Origin of the sequence: Neisseria perflava (assembly GCF_002863305.2) — a bacterium.
In the GTDB taxonomy this organism is placed as follows: Bacteria; Pseudomonadota; Gammaproteobacteria; order Burkholderiales; family Neisseriaceae; genus Neisseria; species Neisseria perflava_A.
Window position 1 is genome coordinate 1634776 of sequence record NZ_CP136962.1, and the last position, 15910, is coordinate 1650685.

16 protein-coding genes are annotated in these 15910 nt (G+C 49.6%); 6 read left to right on the top strand and 10 right to left on the bottom strand.

Going from position 1 to position 15910, the window contains the following annotated elements; genetic code table 11:
• The 6 genes from CYJ98_RS07540 (at window position 1) to ispH (ending at window position 4305) form a co-directional block, all read left to right on the top strand.
• Window positions 1–888, top strand: a complete 888-nt coding sequence (locus CYJ98_RS07540; RefSeq protein ID WP_101756017.1) for a prepilin peptidase — start codon at window positions 1–3, stop codon at window positions 886–888.
• Window positions 888–1508, top strand: a complete 621-nt coding sequence (coaE, locus tag CYJ98_RS07545) for a dephospho-CoA kinase (protein ID WP_101756018.1) — start codon at window positions 888–890, stop codon at window positions 1506–1508. Before CYJ98_RS07540 ends, coaE begins: the two co-directional genes overlap by 1 nt.
• Window positions 1505–1687, top strand: coding sequence for a DNA gyrase inhibitor YacG (gene yacG, locus CYJ98_RS07550; protein ID WP_003682475.1), 183 nt, complete (start codon window positions 1505–1507; stop codon window positions 1685–1687). The genes coaE and yacG overlap by 4 nt, the downstream gene beginning before the upstream one ends.
• Window positions 1688–1768: 81 nt before the next feature.
• A complete protein-coding gene (glyQ, locus tag CYJ98_RS07555; RefSeq protein ID WP_101756019.1) occupies window positions 1769–2668 on the top strand; it encodes a glycine--tRNA ligase subunit alpha in 900 nt (299 codons plus the stop codon).
• Between the two features lie 148 nt (window positions 2669–2816).
• On the top strand, window positions 2817–3323 hold the full coding sequence (gene lspA / locus CYJ98_RS07560; protein ID WP_167382871.1) for a signal peptidase II: 507 nt from the start codon (window positions 2817–2819) through the stop codon (window positions 3321–3323).
• A gap of 13 nt (window positions 3324–3336) precedes the next feature.
• Window positions 3337–4305 (top strand): 4-hydroxy-3-methylbut-2-enyl diphosphate reductase, encoded by a 969-nt coding sequence (gene ispH / locus CYJ98_RS07565; protein WP_101756021.1) that lies wholly within the window; start codon window positions 3337–3339, stop codon window positions 4303–4305.
• Between the two features lie 119 nt (window positions 4306–4424).
• Here ispH and ftsZ read toward each other — a convergent pair whose 3' ends face one another.
• From ftsZ to CYJ98_RS07615, 10 genes are all read right to left on the bottom strand, one after another.
• On the bottom strand, window positions 4425–5624 hold the full coding sequence (ftsZ, locus tag CYJ98_RS07570) for a cell division protein FtsZ (RefSeq protein WP_003682480.1): 1200 nt from the start codon (window positions 5622–5624) through the stop codon (window positions 4425–4427).
• Between the two features lie 252 nt (window positions 5625–5876).
• Window positions 5877–7130 (bottom strand): cell division protein FtsA, encoded by a 1254-nt coding sequence (gene ftsA / locus CYJ98_RS07575; RefSeq protein ID WP_003682483.1) that lies wholly within the window; start codon window positions 7128–7130, stop codon window positions 5877–5879.
• 74 nt (window positions 7131–7204) lie between these two features.
• Window positions 7205–7924, bottom strand: coding sequence for a cell division protein FtsQ/DivIB (locus CYJ98_RS07580; protein ID WP_101756022.1), 720 nt, complete (start codon window positions 7922–7924; stop codon window positions 7205–7207).
• Window positions 7914–8828 carry a D-alanine--D-alanine ligase gene (locus CYJ98_RS07585; RefSeq protein WP_063076122.1) on the bottom strand — a complete coding sequence of 305 codons (915 nt, stop codon included), beginning with the start codon at window positions 8826–8828 and terminating at the stop codon, window positions 7914–7916. Before CYJ98_RS07585 ends, CYJ98_RS07580 begins: the two co-directional genes overlap by 11 nt.
• An 88-nt stretch (window positions 8829–8916) precedes the next feature.
• Complete coding sequence (murC, locus tag CYJ98_RS07590; RefSeq protein WP_070645581.1) at window positions 8917–10326, bottom strand: UDP-N-acetylmuramate--L-alanine ligase; 1410 nt, start codon at window positions 10324–10326, stop codon at window positions 8917–8919.
• A 166-nt stretch (window positions 10327–10492) separates the two neighbouring features.
• The gene (murG, locus tag CYJ98_RS07595; protein ID WP_101756024.1) at window positions 10493–11560 is read right to left on the bottom strand and encodes an undecaprenyldiphospho-muramoylpentapeptide beta-N-acetylglucosaminyltransferase; all 1068 of its coding nucleotides are present in this window, start codon (window positions 11558–11560) and stop codon (window positions 10493–10495) included.
• 4 nt (window positions 11561–11564) lie between these two features.
• Window positions 11565–12827, bottom strand: coding sequence for an FtsW/RodA/SpoVE family cell cycle protein (locus CYJ98_RS07600; RefSeq protein WP_101756025.1), 1263 nt, complete (start codon window positions 12825–12827; stop codon window positions 11565–11567).
• A gap of 294 nt (window positions 12828–13121) precedes the next feature.
• The gene (locus CYJ98_RS07605; protein WP_101756026.1) at window positions 13122–13682 is read right to left on the bottom strand and encodes a L,D-transpeptidase family protein; all 561 of its coding nucleotides are present in this window, start codon (window positions 13680–13682) and stop codon (window positions 13122–13124) included.
• Window positions 13683–13695: 13 nt separating this feature from the next.
• Window positions 13696–15033: a UDP-N-acetylmuramoyl-L-alanine--D-glutamate ligase gene (murD, locus tag CYJ98_RS07610; protein ID WP_101756027.1), complete on the bottom strand. Its 1338-nt coding sequence runs from the start codon at window positions 15031–15033 to the stop codon at window positions 13696–13698.
• A 45-nt stretch (window positions 15034–15078) separates the two neighbouring features.
• Entirely contained in the window at window positions 15079–15894 is an 816-nt protein-coding gene (locus CYJ98_RS07615) for a tetratricopeptide repeat protein (RefSeq protein WP_114926505.1), read from the bottom strand.
• Window positions 15895–15910 lie beyond the last annotated feature (16 nt).

Sequence of the window (15910 nt, forward strand, 5' to 3'; positions counted from 1 at the left end):
ATGCTTGATAGTATTTACTCTGCCATCGACGCCCTCTCCGTTCTTGCGCCATTCGCTATTCCTTTAGCCGTTATTTTGGGATTGCTGATTGGCAGCTTTCTGAACGTTGTTATTTATCGCACGCCGATAATGATGGAACGCGAATGGACACAATTTTCCAAAGAGCATTTGGGTATCGAGCTGACAGACGAAGAAAAACAGCCATTTAATCTGCGTAAACCGGATTCACGCTGCCCCAAATGCAAAAGCCCAGTCAAACTTTGGCAAAACATCCCCATCCTCAGCTATGTTTTCCTGGGCGGGAAATGCCACTCCTGCAAAACCGCTATCGGCATACGCTATCCGCTGATTGAGCTGCTGACAGGTGTCTTATTCGGTATTGTCGCATGGCAATACGGCTGGTCATGGGCAAATATTGGCGGATTCATTCTGACTGCCATATTGATTGCGCTGACCTTTATCGATGCCGATACTCAATATTTACCCGACAGCCTGACTCAGCCCCTAATTTGGATCGGCCTGCTGTTTAATCTGAATGATACATTCGTACCCCTGCATTCAGCCGTTTTAGGCGCAATCGCAGGCTATATGAGCCTTTATACTTTATGCGCCGTCTATAAACTTCTGACCGGTAAAATCGGCATGGGCAATGGCGACTTCAAACTTTTGGCCGCGCTCGGTGCATGGCTGGGCGTAGGTATCTTGCCTGTTCTGATCTTCATAGCTGCCTTGGTCGGACTGGTGGGCGCACTCATTGCCCGCGTCGGCAAAGGCCAATATTTTGCTTTTGGTCCCAGCCTTGCTGTGGCAGGATGGATTATTTTGGTTGCCAATGCACCTATTACCCAACTGGTACAATGGTGGCTCGTACAATCAGGATTCCGATAATGACATTATGGATAGGCTTGACCGGTGGTATCGGCAGCGGCAAATCATCTATTGCCCAAATGTTTGCCGAACTTGGCGTACCCATTATCGATGCCGATGCCATCAGCCGTTCACTGACCGCTGAAAACGGCGAAGCCCTTCCAGCCATCCGCCAACTTTTCGGTGATGAGGTTTTTGACAGCGAAGGCCGTCTGAATCGTATGGCTTTACGGGAAGAAGTTTTCAGACGGCCTCAATCAAAAAAACAACTAGAAAATCTGCTTCTACCGTTAATCTTAAACAAAATCCAACAGCAGAAACAAAAACTTGCTTCCTCTACTTACGGCATTGTCGATGTACCGCTTTTGATTGAGAATCCGGCATTTAAAGCGGAAGCCGACCGCATTTTAGTCGTAGATGTTCCAGAGTCCGTCCAAGTCGAACGCGTATACCAACGCAATGGTTTTTCAGAAGAACAAACGCGCCAAATCATGGTCACCCAAGCTTCTCGATGTGACAGACTGCTGCATGCCGACGATGTATTGGACAATACCCATAGCATGGAAGAAGCAAAAATCAAGGTTGCCCGTTTGCATCAATACTATCAATCCATTGCACAATCACTGAAAGAAACTGCATGACCGCTCCTGTTGTAAAATGTCCGACCTGCCACAAAGAAGTCGTTTGGAACACTGACAGCCCCTACCGCCCTTTCTGCAGCAAACGGTGCAAACTCATTGATTTAGGAGAATGGGCGCAAGAAAAATACACTGTTTCATCGGAAGACGACCCCTTTTCAGATCTGTTGGACGGCAAATAAACTGCGCCGCTTCCTTCAGCCTATCCAAAACAGGCTCAAAACAGTAAAATACCCTCTTTATTCTAATCTATTCCATCCACCATGCTCACCTTCCAACAAATTATTTTCAAATTACAAAACTATTGGGCAGACAAAGGCTGCACCGTTATCCAACCTTTCGATATGGAAGTCGGTGCCGGTACTTCGCATCCAGCCACCTGCCTGCGTGCATTAGGCCCGGAGCCTTGGTTTGCCGCTTACGTTCAACCCAGCCGCCGCCCCAAAGACGGTCGCTATGGCGACAACCCCAACCGCCTGCAACACTACTATCAATTCCAAGTTGCGCTCAAACCAGCTCCCGCCAATATTCAAGACCTCTACCTCGACTCCTTGCGCGAATTGGGTATTGATCCTAAAGTACACGACATCCGCTTTGTCGAAGATGACTGGGAAAACCCTACTCTCGGCGCTTGGGGCTTGGGTTGGGAAGTTTGGCTCAACGGCATGGAAGTAACCCAATTCACCTATTTCCAACAAGTCGGCGGTATCGACTGCTCCCCTGTACTTGGTGAAATCACCTATGGTATCGAGCGTCTCGCCATGTATCTGCAAGGCGTGGAAAATGTGTACGACCTTGTTTGGGCAAAAACCCTTGATGGCAACATCGTGACTTACGGCGATGTTTATCATCAAAACGAAGTCGAACAATCCACCTACAACTTCGAATACAGCGATGCCGATTGGCTCTTGCGCCAATTCAACGACTATGAAGAACAAGCCAAACGCCTGCTTGCAGTTGAAGACAGCAGTCTTGCCCTGCCTGCTTACGAGCTTGTACTCAAAGCCGGCCACACGTTCAACCTCTTGGATGCACGCGGCGCCATTTCTGTTACCGAACGCGCAACCTACATCGGCCGTATTCGTGCACTGAGCCGTATCGTTGCTCAAAAATTCGTTGAAAGCCGCGAGAAACTGGGCTTCCCATTGCTTAAAAACCAATAAGCCTGCATATACTTACCACGCCGCCCTTTGATACATTCAAGTGGCGGCGTTTCTATTTTCAGACGGCCTTGACGTCGATGCCATTGCAAACACTTCCAGCCTGCTTTCAGGTAAAATAAGCCCTTTACTACATAAACCGTCTGAAAACATGAGTTCATCCTCTCCTGCAAAAACGCCCTTTTTCTTACTTTCCCTCGTTGCCATCATTCTTGACCAACTGAGCAAATGGGAAATCTTGAAACACTTTACCGAAGGCGAACGCCTCAATATCATTCCAGACTTTTTTGACCTGACACTTGCCTATAATCCAGGCGCGGCATTCAGCTTTTTGGCCGACCAAGGCGGCTGGCAAAAATTCTTCTTTTTAGGTCTGGCAGTCGTCATCAGCCTGTATTTGGCCCGTGCTATCTGGCGTGATGAGTTTGGCCGCTGGGGCAAATTGGGGGCGGCCATGATTATCGGCGGCGCGATTGGCAATGTGGTTGACCGTCTGATTCACGGCCACGTTGTCGATTTTCTGCTTTTCTATTGGCAAAACTGGTTTTACCCAGCATTTAACATTGCCGACAGCTTTATCTGCGTTGGCGCAGTTTGCTTGGTATTAGATGGTTTGCTGCACAAAAAAACACCTTCAAACGACACAAAGGCCGTCTGAAAACGGAACACACATGACTCAAAAAACCATTATCCTTGCCAATCCCCGCGGCTTCTGTGCCGGCGTTGACCGCGCCATCAGCATTGTTGAACGTGCACTCGAAGAGTTCGGCGCGCCCATTTACGTCCGCCATGAGGTCGTTCACAACAAATTCGTCGTGGACAATCTGCGGGCAAAAGGGGCCGTCTTTGTCGATGACTTGGCGGATGTCCCAAAGGGCGCAACGCTGATTTACTCTGCTCACGGCGTATCCAAAGCTGTACAGGAAGAAGCGGCACAACGTGGTTTCCGCGTTTTTGATGCCACCTGCCCTCTGGTAACCAAAGTCCATAAAGAAGTAGCCCGCCTCGATGAGCAAGATTACGAAATCATTATGATCGGCCACAAAGGCCACGTCGAAGTAGAAGGCACGATGGGACAATTGCCTCCGGGTAAAATGTTTCTGGTTGAGACAGTGGAAGATGTAACCGGACTGAACGTCAAAAATCCTGACAAACTTGCCTACGTCAGCCAAACCACTTTATCGGTAGATGAAACCAAAGACATTATTGCGGCCTTAAATCAACGCTTCCCCAATATCCGCAATCCGCACAAAGAAGACATTTGCTACGCCACAACCAACCGCCAAACTGCCGTTAAAGAATTGGCCGAAGAATGTGATCTCGTGATTGTTGTCGGCTCGCCCAACTCTTCCAACAGCAACCGCTTGCGTGAAGTAGCCGCATTGCGCGGAGTCGATGCCTATATGGTCGATAATGCTTCCTACCTAAAAAAAGAATGGTTTGAAAACAAAACCAAGGTCGGTGTTACTGCCGGCGCATCCGCTCCCGAAGTCTTGGTTCGAGAAGTCTTACAAACCATTCAAGACTGGGGACATGAGACCATACGCGAAGGTGAAGGTGCAGAAGAAAGCATTGTATTTGTCTTGCCCAAAGAATTGCGTCGTGAGGGCGAAAACAAGCAAATCCTAAATAAAGGGTAAGTTTGTTATTTGCTTTATTTGAACTTAAGGCCGTCTGAAAACTTTCAGACGGCCTTAAGTTTATTTTGCTAATAAAAAAGACCCGCCTTTAAGGCAGGTCTTTTCATACATGATCCTGATTATTTCTCAGAAGTATGTTGCTGACGGCGCAAGATAGCCGGAATTTCAAAGTCATCCAGTACAGACTGGTTGCTGAAATCAGCCGCAGTCAGATTCATAGAACGGATATTGCGGTTGGTACGAACCAGGCTTTCAGCACTGCTTTGGCTTTGAGCTTGAGGCGCTTCTTCCGCACCGCGTACCAATTGTTGGGTACGGGCAGCAGCACGCAGTTGGTTGTCAGTACCGTTTTCTTTCAAGCCGGTAGCAATAATGGTAATACGGATAGCGTCTTCGCTCATGCTCTCGTCTTCGGCAGCACCAAATTTGCATTCCACTTCAGGGTGTGCATTTTGGTTGACGATACGCATAATCTCGTTGAACTCAGACATTTTCAGGCAACCAGGAGCAGTGGTAATGTTTACCAATACGCCGCGTGCGCCATCCAAAGTAACGTTATCCAAGAGCGGGCTGGAGATAGCTTGGTCGGTGGCCAAACGGGCACGGTCGATACCTTGTGCGAAACCTGAACCCATCATGGCGATACCGCGATTGCTCATCACAGTTTTCACGTCGGCGAAGTCCAAGTTGATCATGTCGCTCGGGCAAGTCACCACTTCAGAAATACCGGCAACCGCATCACGCAGTACATTGTCGGCTGCACGGAAAGCTTCACGCATGGTCACGTCTTCGCCCAAGGCAGTCATCAATTTGTCGTTCGGGATAATAATCAGGGAATCGACGCGCTCTTTGAGTTGATCCAAACCTGCTTGAGCGATATGTACGCGTTTACCTTCGTAAGCAAACGGACGGGTTACAACTGCAACGGTCAGGATACCCATTTCTTTAGCGATTTCAGCCACAACAGGAGCAGAGCCGGTACCTGTACCGCCACCCATACCGGTAGTGATGAACAACATGTTTGCACCGCGGATGGCATCTTCGATAGCTTCGCGATCTTCTTGGGCTGCAGCACGGCCGATTTCAGGATTTGCACCGGCACCCAAACCGCGAGTCAGGTTTGTACCCAATTGAATGCGTTTAGCCGCATTGTTTTTAGCCAATGATTGCGCATCGGTATTGGCACTGATGAACTCAACACCATGGATAGTGTTGGCAACCATGTTGTTGATGGCATTACAGCCGCCGCCACCCAAACCGATAACTTTAATAACAGCAGGGCTTGTTGCTGATTCTGCTACGTCGTAAACAAATTCCATTCAATAATCCTCCGCGCCCCGCTTTATAAGGACGGTTCAAAAATAACTCATTATCCGTATTATATAAGAAGTATCCAGATACTGGCAAAAATCTTCTTACCATTCGGCTATCGGCGTTATATTTTTACTACATTTTTTAACAGAAAATATACAAGTTTTAAATTATCCACTTAGCAATTATTTAAAACCGTTTAATTCCACTTAAATATTCAGGACAAACGGTTGTTACACCACCTGCCCTGAAAACTTTTATCAGAAATTGTCTCTGAAGAATCTTTGGATTTTTTCCCACAGACCCATTTTTTTGCCTGAATCATTCAGTGCAATCGCACCGGTTCGGCTGGTTTGTTCACCCTCTTCTGCAGCATAGGCCGTCTGAAGCAGGCCAATTGCCGTTGAATAGCGTGGATTGCGGATACGCTCGGATACGCCACCCATTTCTTGTGGAACACCGATACGTGCAGGCAAATTAAAGACTTCTTCCGCCAACTCAACAATACCGGTCAACATAGAAGCACCGCCGGTCAAAACGATACCGGAAGTCAACACTTCTTCTGGGAAGCCGGAACGGCGCAATTCGTTCAGCGTCAATTCCAAAATCTCTTCTACGCGCGGGCCGATGATTTCAGCCAATACGCGGCGTGAAATTTGACGTGATTGACGGTCGCCAACACTAGGAACTTCAATCATTTCATCCAAGCCGTCCATAGTTGGAATGGCAGCACCGTAATGGATTTTGATGTACTCGGCAGCACTGTGCGGCGTACGCAGGGCTTGCGCCAAGTCTTTGGTAATCAAATCGCCGGCAACGGGAATAACTGCGGTATGGCGGATGGCGCCATTGGTATAAACCGCGATGTCGGTTGTACCGCCACCGATATCGATGACGCACACGCCCAAATCTTTTTCGTCTTCAGTCAAAACGGCGTGACCGCTTGCCAAAGGCTGAAGCATGATTTGATCCATTTGCAGGCCACAACGTTGGATGCATTTTTGGATATTTTGCAAAGCAGTGTTCGCACCGGTAATGATGTGTACACGGGTGTCCAAACGCACGCCGCTCATGCCGATAGGCTCTTTCACACCGGGTTGGTTGTCGATGATGTACTCTTGAACCACGGTATGTAAGATATTGTGATCAGGCGGAATATTGATGGCTTTGGCTGTTTCGATGGCACGATCGATGTCGGCTTGCGATACTTCGCCATCTTTAATTTTGACCACGCCTTGTGAATTCAGGCTGCGGATATGGTTACCGGCAATACCGGTGACAACGTGGGAAATTTTGGTATCTGCCATCAGCTCGGCATCTTCTACCGCCTGACGAATGGCTTGCGCAGTGGCGTCAATGTTGGTCACCATACCTGCACGCAGGCCGCGTGAAGGGCTTTGGCCCAAGCCGACAATGTGGATTTCATTATCTTCCCGAATCTCGCCGATTAAGGCGATGACCTTGGACGTACCAATGTCTAAGGCACTGATATATTTATTTTGTTGTTGTTCCATAATTGCTCGTTCGCTATGTTGTCTGACTGACGGTTTGATTATTTTTGAAACAAGATTGCTTCACGTCTAATCGGCTATTCACTGTCGGAAGGATTTTCAGACGGCCTGTAACGGACTGAAAAACCATCCTTATAACGCATATCGACATAATCGATACGACTTTGTTTTTTACGCAGCAACGATGGCCAAATCTGGGCAAACTGCTGCAAACGTTTGATTTCGTTTTCACGCCCCAAGCGCACGGTAATGCCGTTGTTCAATACAAGCAGCCATGCCGACCGCGGCGTGTAGATCAATTCTTTGATGGTCAGTTTCAACGGACTCAAAATACCGGAAAAGTCCGCATAATGTTTGACCATGTCTTTACCTGTCCCCTGCTGCCCTTCAAATATAGGCAGGTCCTGTTTCAGACTTGCGGCAAACACATTGCCCTTACTGTCCACCAAGCCGCCAGCGCGCCAGTGTGCAACCGGCACGCGCTCGGTCAGGATAATTTCCACTGTTTCCGGAAAACGGCGGCGTACCATTGCCGAGTCAATCCAAGGCAACTCCTGAAAAGCGGCCTGCGCCGAATCAATATCGGCACGGAACATATTACCCCTGATTTGCTCTCGTGCAACAATTTGCAATTCTTTGCCGGAAGCATATTTCAGCTTGCCCTGAATGGCAATCTGTTTCACAGGAAAATATTTGGAATTGTAAAGCCAAGCTATGCCCGAACCTATCAGTAAAAAGGCCATCAGCAACAATAGCCGGCGGGTCAGCCGACCCAGTGCGCCTGCATCATCCCACATGAGCGGTCTTCAAAATCTCAATACATAAATCAGCAAAATCTACGCCGGTATGGGCTGCAGATTTTGGCACCAAACTGTGGCTGGTCATACCGGGCAAGGTATTGATTTCCAAAAGATACAGCTTACCGTCCGTATCTTTTAGGAAGTCCACGCGCGAACAACCGTCCGCACCAATCGCCTGCGCGCCACGCACGGCCAGTTCGCGCATCAGGTTTTCCTCATCCTCACTCAAATCTTCCGACGGGCATTGATAAACCGTATCGTCGCGGTTGTATTTAGCCTCGTAGTCGTAAAACTCAGTAGCTGGAATAATATGAATGCTCGGCAGGCCTTTGCCGTTCAATACCGGGCAAGAATACTCGCCGCCGCCGATAAAGCGTTCGGCAATAATTTCACCCTGCAAATGTTTCAATTCTTCGTAAACGCTTTTCAGACGGCCTTTTTCTTTTACTTTTACCACACCGACGCTGCTGCCTTCCGCGGCAGGTTTCACAAACATCGGCAGGCCCAATTTTTCTTCAACAGCATCAAAGTCGCTGTCGTCATGCAATACGGCAAACTCAGGAACAGGCAAGCCCACAGCCTGCCAAATCAGTTTGCAGCGGTATTTGTCCATACCCAGCGCGGAAGCGGCCACACCGCTGCCGGTGTAAGGAATACCCATCAGTTCCAACGCGCCTTGAATTGCGCCATCTTCGCCGAAAGTGCCGTGCAGAATATTGAAGGCCGTCTGAAAACCTTGTGTTTTCAATTCAGACAACGGGGTTTCTTTGGGATCGAACGCATGGGCATCGATGCCTTTGCTTTTCAAGGCAGCCAAAATAGCGGCGCCGCTGTCCAGCGAAACTTCACGCTCGCTGGAAAAGCCACCCATCAATACGGCCACTTTGCCTAAATTCTGCATAATTTCTACTTTCTTAAATACTGATACAGGCCGTCTGAAATATTGTTCAGACGACCTATGTGTCCTCAAAGGCCAATATGTCTGTTTATTATGATTGTTTGGACAATTCCACCAATGCAGACGGAACTCGGTTGATGCTGCCGGCACCCATATTCAGAACAACATCGCCATCTTGCAAAACATTCAGCAGCATTTGCGGCAGGTCAGCAACGTTTTCGCAGTAAATAGGCTCAAGTTTGCCCAATACTCGGATGGCGCGCGCCAAGGCACGGGAATCGGCTGCAGCAATCGGCTCTTCGCCTGCGGCATAAACTTCGGTCAACACCAGCGCATCAACGGTATTGAGGACTTTGGTAAAGTCTTCAAACAAATCGCGTGTACGGGTATAGCGGTGCGGTTGAAAAGCCAAGACCAAGCGTTTTTCAGGGTATGCACCGCGCGCAGCGGAAAGGGTTGCCGCCATTTCGACAGGATGGTGGCCATAATCGTCTACCAGCAAAGCAGTTCCGCCGTTTGGCAATTTAATGTCACCATATTTTTGAAAGCGGCGGCCGACACCTTCAAAGCCGAGCAAGCCTTTTTGGATCGCTTCAACTGATGCTCCAACTTCCAGCGCAACACCGATAGCCGCCAGCGCATTGAGGACGTTGTGGCGACCGGGCATATTCAAAACAACTTCAAACGGCTCTTGCTCATGTCCTTTCATTTGAACATGAACGGTAAATTTCATTTGCGCGCCAACGTTTTCAATATCGGTTGCGTAGATATCGGCAGTATCGTCCAAGCCGTAAGTGGCGTAAGGTTTGCTAATTTTCGGCAAAATCGCGCGGACATGTTCGCTGTCGATACACAAAAAGGCTTTACCGTAGAACGGCATACGGTGGATAAAATCGACAAACGCCTGATGCAGTTTCTCAACGCTGTGACCGTAAGTGTCCATATGGTCTTCGTCGATATTGGTCACGACGGACATAATCGGCGTCAGATACAGGAAAGAAGCATCGGATTCGTCGGCTTCGGCAACAATGTATTCGCCTTTACCCAAACGGGCGTTGGTACCAGCGGCGTTGAGCTTGCCGCCGATAACGAAAGTCGGGTCAAGTCCTGCCGCGCCGAGAATAGAAGCGGTCAGGCTGGTGGTTGTGGTTTTACCGTGCGTACCGGCAATGGCGATACCATCACGGAAGCGCATCAATTCTGCCAACATCAACGCGCGCGGAATCACGGGAATCTGCTGCTCCAACGCGGCAACAACTTCAGGATTATCTTTTTTGACGGCAGTAGAGGTAACAACCACGTCGGCGCCATTGACGTGTTCGGCAGTATGACCTGGGTAAACTTGGATGCCGAGAGCGCTCAAATGCTCAGTAACGGCATTACGCGCCTGATCCGAACCGGAAACTTTAAAGCCCAAATTGTGTAAAACTTCGGCAATACCGCTCATGCCGACGCCGCCGATTCCGACAAAATGGATGTTGGTCACTCGATTTTTCATCATAACGTTGCGTTCCGGTTGGTTTTTAGTGCGTAAAGGCGTTATTTTAAAGGGCTATCCGCTTCTGCGCTATGCTTTTATTGTAAAGGAATTTTAACAAAAGCAATAAAGGCCGTCTGAAACGCCGTTAATCAACTTTTCAGACGGCCTTTAATCGAAGTCTGCCTGCTTATTCAGTGCAGGATATGGCAATTTCCGCCACATCGTCCGCACTGTGCGGTAACGCCAAGGTACGGGCATTTTTCGCCCACTTCAGGCATTTTTCACGGTTTAATCCGCCGAGGATTTCGGCCAGTTTTTCTGCCGTCAGTTGGGTTTGCGGCAGCAGCAAACCAGCTTCGGCCTGCACCATAAAGCGCGCATTGGCTGTTTGATGATCGTCCACTGCGTGCGGATATGGCACCAGCAATGCACCCAAACCTGCAGCCGTCAACTCGGCAATCGTCAGCGCGCCGGCACGGCAAATCACCAAATCGGCATCGCGGTAGGCAGATACCATATCGGTAATAAATTCAACGTACTCGGCTTGCACACCCAATGCATCATAATCCGCCTGCAGGTTACCCAATTTATTGCGGCCGGACTGATGATACATTTGCGGACGGGCAGCCTCAGGCAATAATGCCAAAGCTTGCGGAACGGTTTTGTTCAACACATCCGCACCCAAACTGCCGCCCACCACCAAAACTTTCAGACGGCCTTGACGGTTTTCAAAGCGTTCTTCAGGAACAGGCAATGCCGCAATATCGGCACGGACAGGATTACCCACCAATCCGCCTTCATGCTGGAAGGCTTTGGGGAAAGCGTACAGGACACGTTTTGCCCAACGCGACAGTTGACGGTTGGACAAACCGGCTACGGCGTTTTGCTCATGAATCACAATCGGCACCCCGGAAATTTTTGCTGCCAAGCCGCCGGGGAAAGTAACGAAACCGCCAAAACCGATAACGCACTCGACACGGTGTTTCTTAATAATCTGTTGCGCCGCACGGACGGTTTTATACAGCGTAAACGGCAACATCAGCTTGCGCTTGATGCCGTTGCCACGAATGCCTTTAATGGCCAGCGTTTCCAAGCGTATGCCGTATTGCGGCACGATACGCTCTTCCATCGAATCCTGACTGCCCAGCCAAATCACATGATGGCCGCGCTTTTGCAGCGACTCGGCAACCGCCAATGCAGGGAAAATATGGCCGCCCGTACCGCCGGCCATCAGCATAAAAGTTTTACCGCTCATGGTTTTACTCCACCGAATAACCGCGCATTTTTTGGCGGTTTTCATAATCAATGCGCAATAACAAAGTAACGCACACCAGCATGATAAAGACAGCCGAACCGCCGTAAGACATAAACGGCAAAGTTAGACCTTTAGTAGGCAGGATACCGATGTTCACACCGATATTGAAGAAACTTTGAATACCAATCCAAATGCCGATGCCGTTGGCGATGTACGCGCTGAACATCAAGCCCGAATCACGTGCCTGTTTGCCGATGGAAAACGCGCGCCACACCAGCCAGCCGTAGCAGAACACCAAAACCAGCATCCCGACAAAGCCGAATTCTTCACCGATAACGGCAAAAATAAAGTCCGTATGCGGCTCGGGCAGGTAAAAGCGTTTACCCAGGCTCGCACCCAGACCCTCGCCAAACCAGCCGCCGCGCACAATAGCCATCAAAGACTGCGTCAACTGATAACCCTTGCCCAAAGGATCACTCCATGGGTTCAAAAACGCCGCCACACGCGCCATACGGTAAGGTGCAGCCCAAATCAGCAACCCCATTCCGCTCAATACCGTCAACACCAGCACGGCGAAATATTTCCACGGGAAGCCTGCCAGAAACAGCATGCCCATAGTAATCACGACAATCACGACAAACGAACCAAAATCCGGTTGCAACATAATTAAAATCAAGCTGATGGCAATCGACACAATTGGCCACAACAGAGTTTTGAACTTGATGGCGCGTTCCTTGACCCGCACCCTGGCCTCCGCCTTAAACGGGCAGGACAGCAAATCACCGATACCCGAAAATAGGGATGACCAGCCTAAAGAATCCAAGCCACGCAACATTTCTTCACGGCGCGTAAACAGGCTGGACAAATACAAGACCGTCGCCAATTTGAAAAATTCAGTCGGTTGCAGGTTGAGCGGTCCGATATGAATCCAGCGCGTCGCGCCGTTAATCTCACGGCCGACAACCAGCACCACCGCCAACAGCAAGCACGAAACAGCAAAATAAAACGGAACAATCCGCCGCCAGAAGCTCATCTTCAGCAGGAAAAGCGGCAAGCATATGGCCACCGTAAACAGGATAAAGATTGCCTGCTTAGACACAAAAGAAAACTGGCTGTCCCCTTCCGATGCCGCATACACAATAGAAGCCGAATAAATCATTACCAGGCTGAAGACCGTCATTAAGACGACCATCCACAAGAGAGAAACATCAAACTTCCGACCATCGCGCGCAATCGGCCGGTCAAGCATTTTGGAAAGACTAATCATGAAAACATCCGTAACGGCTTGAATAAAATATTCAGACGGCCTGCTAATGGGCAAGAAGGCCGTCTGAAAAAATGAATTAACGTTATTTTAAAGGTTTATTTCCAAACCAACAATTCAGAATCTACGGTTCAAAAAAGAGAAAGCGTGTTGACCTATCCTTAGGAAGGATTGGCGGCTTATTTTAGATAAAAATCCCAGTATCAAGTCCCCTGCCCTACCGAGCTTTTCAGACGGCCTAACAAGCAATCGATACCAGTTTTTAACCTACTCTCATCACTTCAGCAAGCATGAAACTTACGGCAGAATCTCAATTTCCGCGTTGTGTTTTACACTGCGGTAGAGTTCGTCGACTTCTTCGTCCGTTACCGCGATGCAGCCATTGGTCCAGTCTTTTTGCAGGTGTTTTTTGCCAATAAAACCCCAGCCGTTTTTCATGCCGTGGATTTTAATCAACCCGCCCGGGCTTTTGCCTTGTGCCGCTGCGTAGGCTTTATCGGCTTCGTTGGGATAGGAAACGCCGAGGTTTTTATGGTAGCCGCTGTTGGGATTACGCTCATTGATGCGGTATTTTCCTTCGGGCGTTTTGCCGTCGCCTTCAAACTGTTTATGCCCGACCGGTTGCTTGCCCAACGAAATGGGATAGGTTTTCAGCAGCCTGCCTTGCGAGTAGGCCGACATGGTGCGCTTGCTTTTATGCACGACCAATCTGTCGATAACTGCATCTTCAGGTAACGGCGCTTCACTTGGCATAGTAACGGTTGTCATGGAACGAATCGGCGCGGCAAACCAAAACACCAAAGCGGCGACAGCCGAAAGCACGACTGCCGCCAAGCCGATTTTCAACCCGACTTTCATCTTTCAGACGGCCTTACAAAGCTTTGAACGCTTCGATAAACACTTCCGAACGGTGCGCATAGCCTTTGAACATATCGAAGCTCGCGCAGGCGGGGCTGAGCAGCACGATATCGCCCGCTTCGGCTTGAGCGTATGCCGTCTGAACCGCTTCTTCCAAAGTAGCGCAGTCGGTTATATTCAGACCGCAGCCGTCCAAATCGCGGCAGATTTGCGGCGCATCGACACCGATCAGGAACACGCCTTTTGCCCTGCCGACAAGCGCGTCGCGCAGGGGCGTGAAGTCCTGCCCTTTGCCCATGCCGCCCAAAATCACGAAGAGCGGATTTTGCAAACCGGCAATCGCAGCGGCAGTCGCACCGACGTTCGTGCCTTTGCTGTCGTCAATAAATACCACGCCGTTTTTCTCGCCGATTTTTTCCACACGGTGCGGCAGGCCTTGGAAGGTTTTGACGTGTTCGAGCAATGCCTCGCGCGGCAAACCGATAGCCTCACACAAAGCGACGGCAGCCATAACGTTGGCGGCGTTGTGCAAGCCTTGCAGCAGGATGTCTTGCGTGGCAATCAAATCTTCATTGCCTTGTTTCAGTTGGCCTGTCTCGCGTTCCAACCAAAAATCGGCTTCGTGCTCCAACGAAAACCATTTCACATCGCGCCCGGCGCGCTTCATGGCACGACAGAACGTATCGTCTGCATTCAAAACCTGCACGCCATCGCCACGGAAAATCTTGTCCTTGGTATGCGCATAGTCAAGCAAGTCGTCGTAGCGGTCGAGATGGTCTTCGGAGATGTTCAGCACCGTCGCCGCAGTTGGGCGCAGGCTTTCGGTGTTTTCCAGTTGGAAGCTGGAAAGCTCCAACACCCACACGTCCGCCTTTTTGCCTTCGCGCTGCAATTCCGCTTCCAAAACCGGCGTGCCGATATTGCCCGCGATGACAGTATCCAGCCCGCACTTGATGCAGAGATAGCCGACCAAGCTCGTTACCGTGGTTTTGCCGTTGCTGCCGGTAATTGCAATCACCTTGTCGCCGCGACGGTTCACAATGTCCGCCAGCAATTCGATGTCGCCCAACACGCGTCCGCCGTTTTGCTTGAACGCCTCAATATCCGGCTGCCGCTCGCTGATGCCGGGACTGAGCGCAAGAATATCGAAACCATTATCCAACGCATCTTTCAGACGGCCTGTGTAAAACACCAGCCCGTCAAACATCTTACCAATTTGCGACACGCGCTCGGCTTTCAGCTCCGCATCATACGCAGCAACCTCTGCGCCGTTTTTGCGCAGATAGGCAATCATGGAAATACCCGTGCCACCAAGCCCGGCGACGAGGATTTTTTTATTTTGAAAAGTCATTTTGGTTTTGTCCTATGGTTTTTCAGACGGCCTTTGAATAAGGATTCAATATCCTTTCTGATCCAATTTTCGATAAGCATCACAACCTTGTTGTAGTCCGTTATCACAAGCCTTACCAAACCACTCTTTGGCAATCTTATAGTTCTGACGAACACCTTCTCCTTTGGCATACATCACACCAAAATTGTATTGAGCTTGCGCAAACCCTTGTTCTGCCGCCTTGCGATACCACTGCACCGCCTGTACAAGGTCTTGACGGACTCCTTGCCCATTAGCATACGCCACACCCAAATTATATTGAGCATTAGCCAATCCTTGTTCTGCCGCCTTGCGATACCACTGCTCTGCCTGTACAAGGTCTTGACGGACTCCTTGCCCGTTGGTATACGCAACACCCAAATTATATTGGGCTTGAGCATCCCCTTGTTCTGCCGCCTTGCGATACCACTGCACTGCCTGTGCATAGTCCTGACGGACTCCTTGCCCATTGTCGTACATCACACCCAAATTATATTGGGCTTCTGCAACCCCTTGTTCTGCTGCCTTGCGATACCACTGCACCGCCTGTACATCATCTTGACGGACTCCTTGCCCTTGGTCATACATCAAACCCAAATTATATTGGGCTTTTGCAACCCCTTGTTCCGCAGCCTTGCGATACCACTGCACTGCCTGTGCATAGTCTTGACGGACTCCTTGCCCTTTTGCATACCTCAGACCCAAATTAAATTGAGCTTGAGCATTCCCTTGCTCTGCAGCTTGAAGCGTTTCCTTAAAATCCGGCACATTATCAGCCCAAACAGCCTGTGCTAAGCCTAAAGACAGCAGGGCTACCATTATTTTTTTTAATAATTTATTCATTCTAAAATCCATTTCT

Bases quoted from the DNA above. Each gene is read 5' to 3' on its own strand.
- ispH (WP_101756021.1), top strand. From the start codon at position 3,337: ATGACTCAAAAAACCATTATCCTTGCCAATCCCCGCGGCTTCTGTGCC.
- murG (WP_101756024.1), bottom strand. From the start codon at position 11,560: ATGAGCGGTAAAACTTTTATGCTGATGGCCGGCGGTACGGGCGGCCAT.
- CYJ98_RS07600 (WP_101756025.1), bottom strand. From the start codon at position 12,827: ATGATTAGTCTTTCCAAAATGCTTGACCGGCCGATTGCGCGCGATGGT.
- yacG (WP_003682475.1), top strand. From the start codon at position 1,505: ATGACCGCTCCTGTTGTAAAATGTCCGACCTGCCACAAAGAAGTCGTT.
- CYJ98_RS07585 (WP_063076122.1), bottom strand. From the start codon at position 8,828: ATGCAGAATTTAGGCAAAGTGGCCGTATTGATGGGTGGCTTTTCCAGC.
- CYJ98_RS07580 (WP_101756022.1), bottom strand. From the start codon at position 7,924: ATGTGGGATGATGCAGGCGCACTGGGTCGGCTGACCCGCCGGCTATTG.
- CYJ98_RS07605 (WP_101756026.1), bottom strand. From the start codon at position 13,682: ATGAAAGTCGGGTTGAAAATCGGCTTGGCGGCAGTCGTGCTTTCGGCT.
- CYJ98_RS07615 (WP_114926505.1), bottom strand. From the start codon at position 15,894: ATGAATAAATTATTAAAAAAAATAATGGTAGCCCTGCTGTCTTTAGGC.
- glyQ (WP_101756019.1), top strand. From the start codon at position 1,769: ATGCTCACCTTCCAACAAATTATTTTCAAATTACAAAACTATTGGGCA.
- coaE (WP_101756018.1), top strand. From the start codon at position 888: ATGACATTATGGATAGGCTTGACCGGTGGTATCGGCAGCGGCAAATCA.
- CYJ98_RS07540 (WP_101756017.1), top strand. From the start codon at position 1: ATGCTTGATAGTATTTACTCTGCCATCGACGCCCTCTCCGTTCTTGCG.
- ftsA (WP_003682483.1), bottom strand. From the start codon at position 7,130: ATGGAACAACAACAAAATAAATATATCAGTGCCTTAGACATTGGTACG.
- ftsZ (WP_003682480.1), bottom strand. From the start codon at position 5,624: ATGGAATTTGTTTACGACGTAGCAGAATCAGCAACAAGCCCTGCTGTT.
- lspA (WP_167382871.1), top strand. From the start codon at position 2,817: ATGAGTTCATCCTCTCCTGCAAAAACGCCCTTTTTCTTACTTTCCCTC.
- murD (WP_101756027.1), bottom strand. From the start codon at position 15,033: ATGACTTTTCAAAATAAAAAAATCCTCGTCGCCGGGCTTGGTGGCACG.
- murC (WP_070645581.1), bottom strand. From the start codon at position 10,326: ATGATGAAAAATCGAGTGACCAACATCCATTTTGTCGGAATCGGCGGC.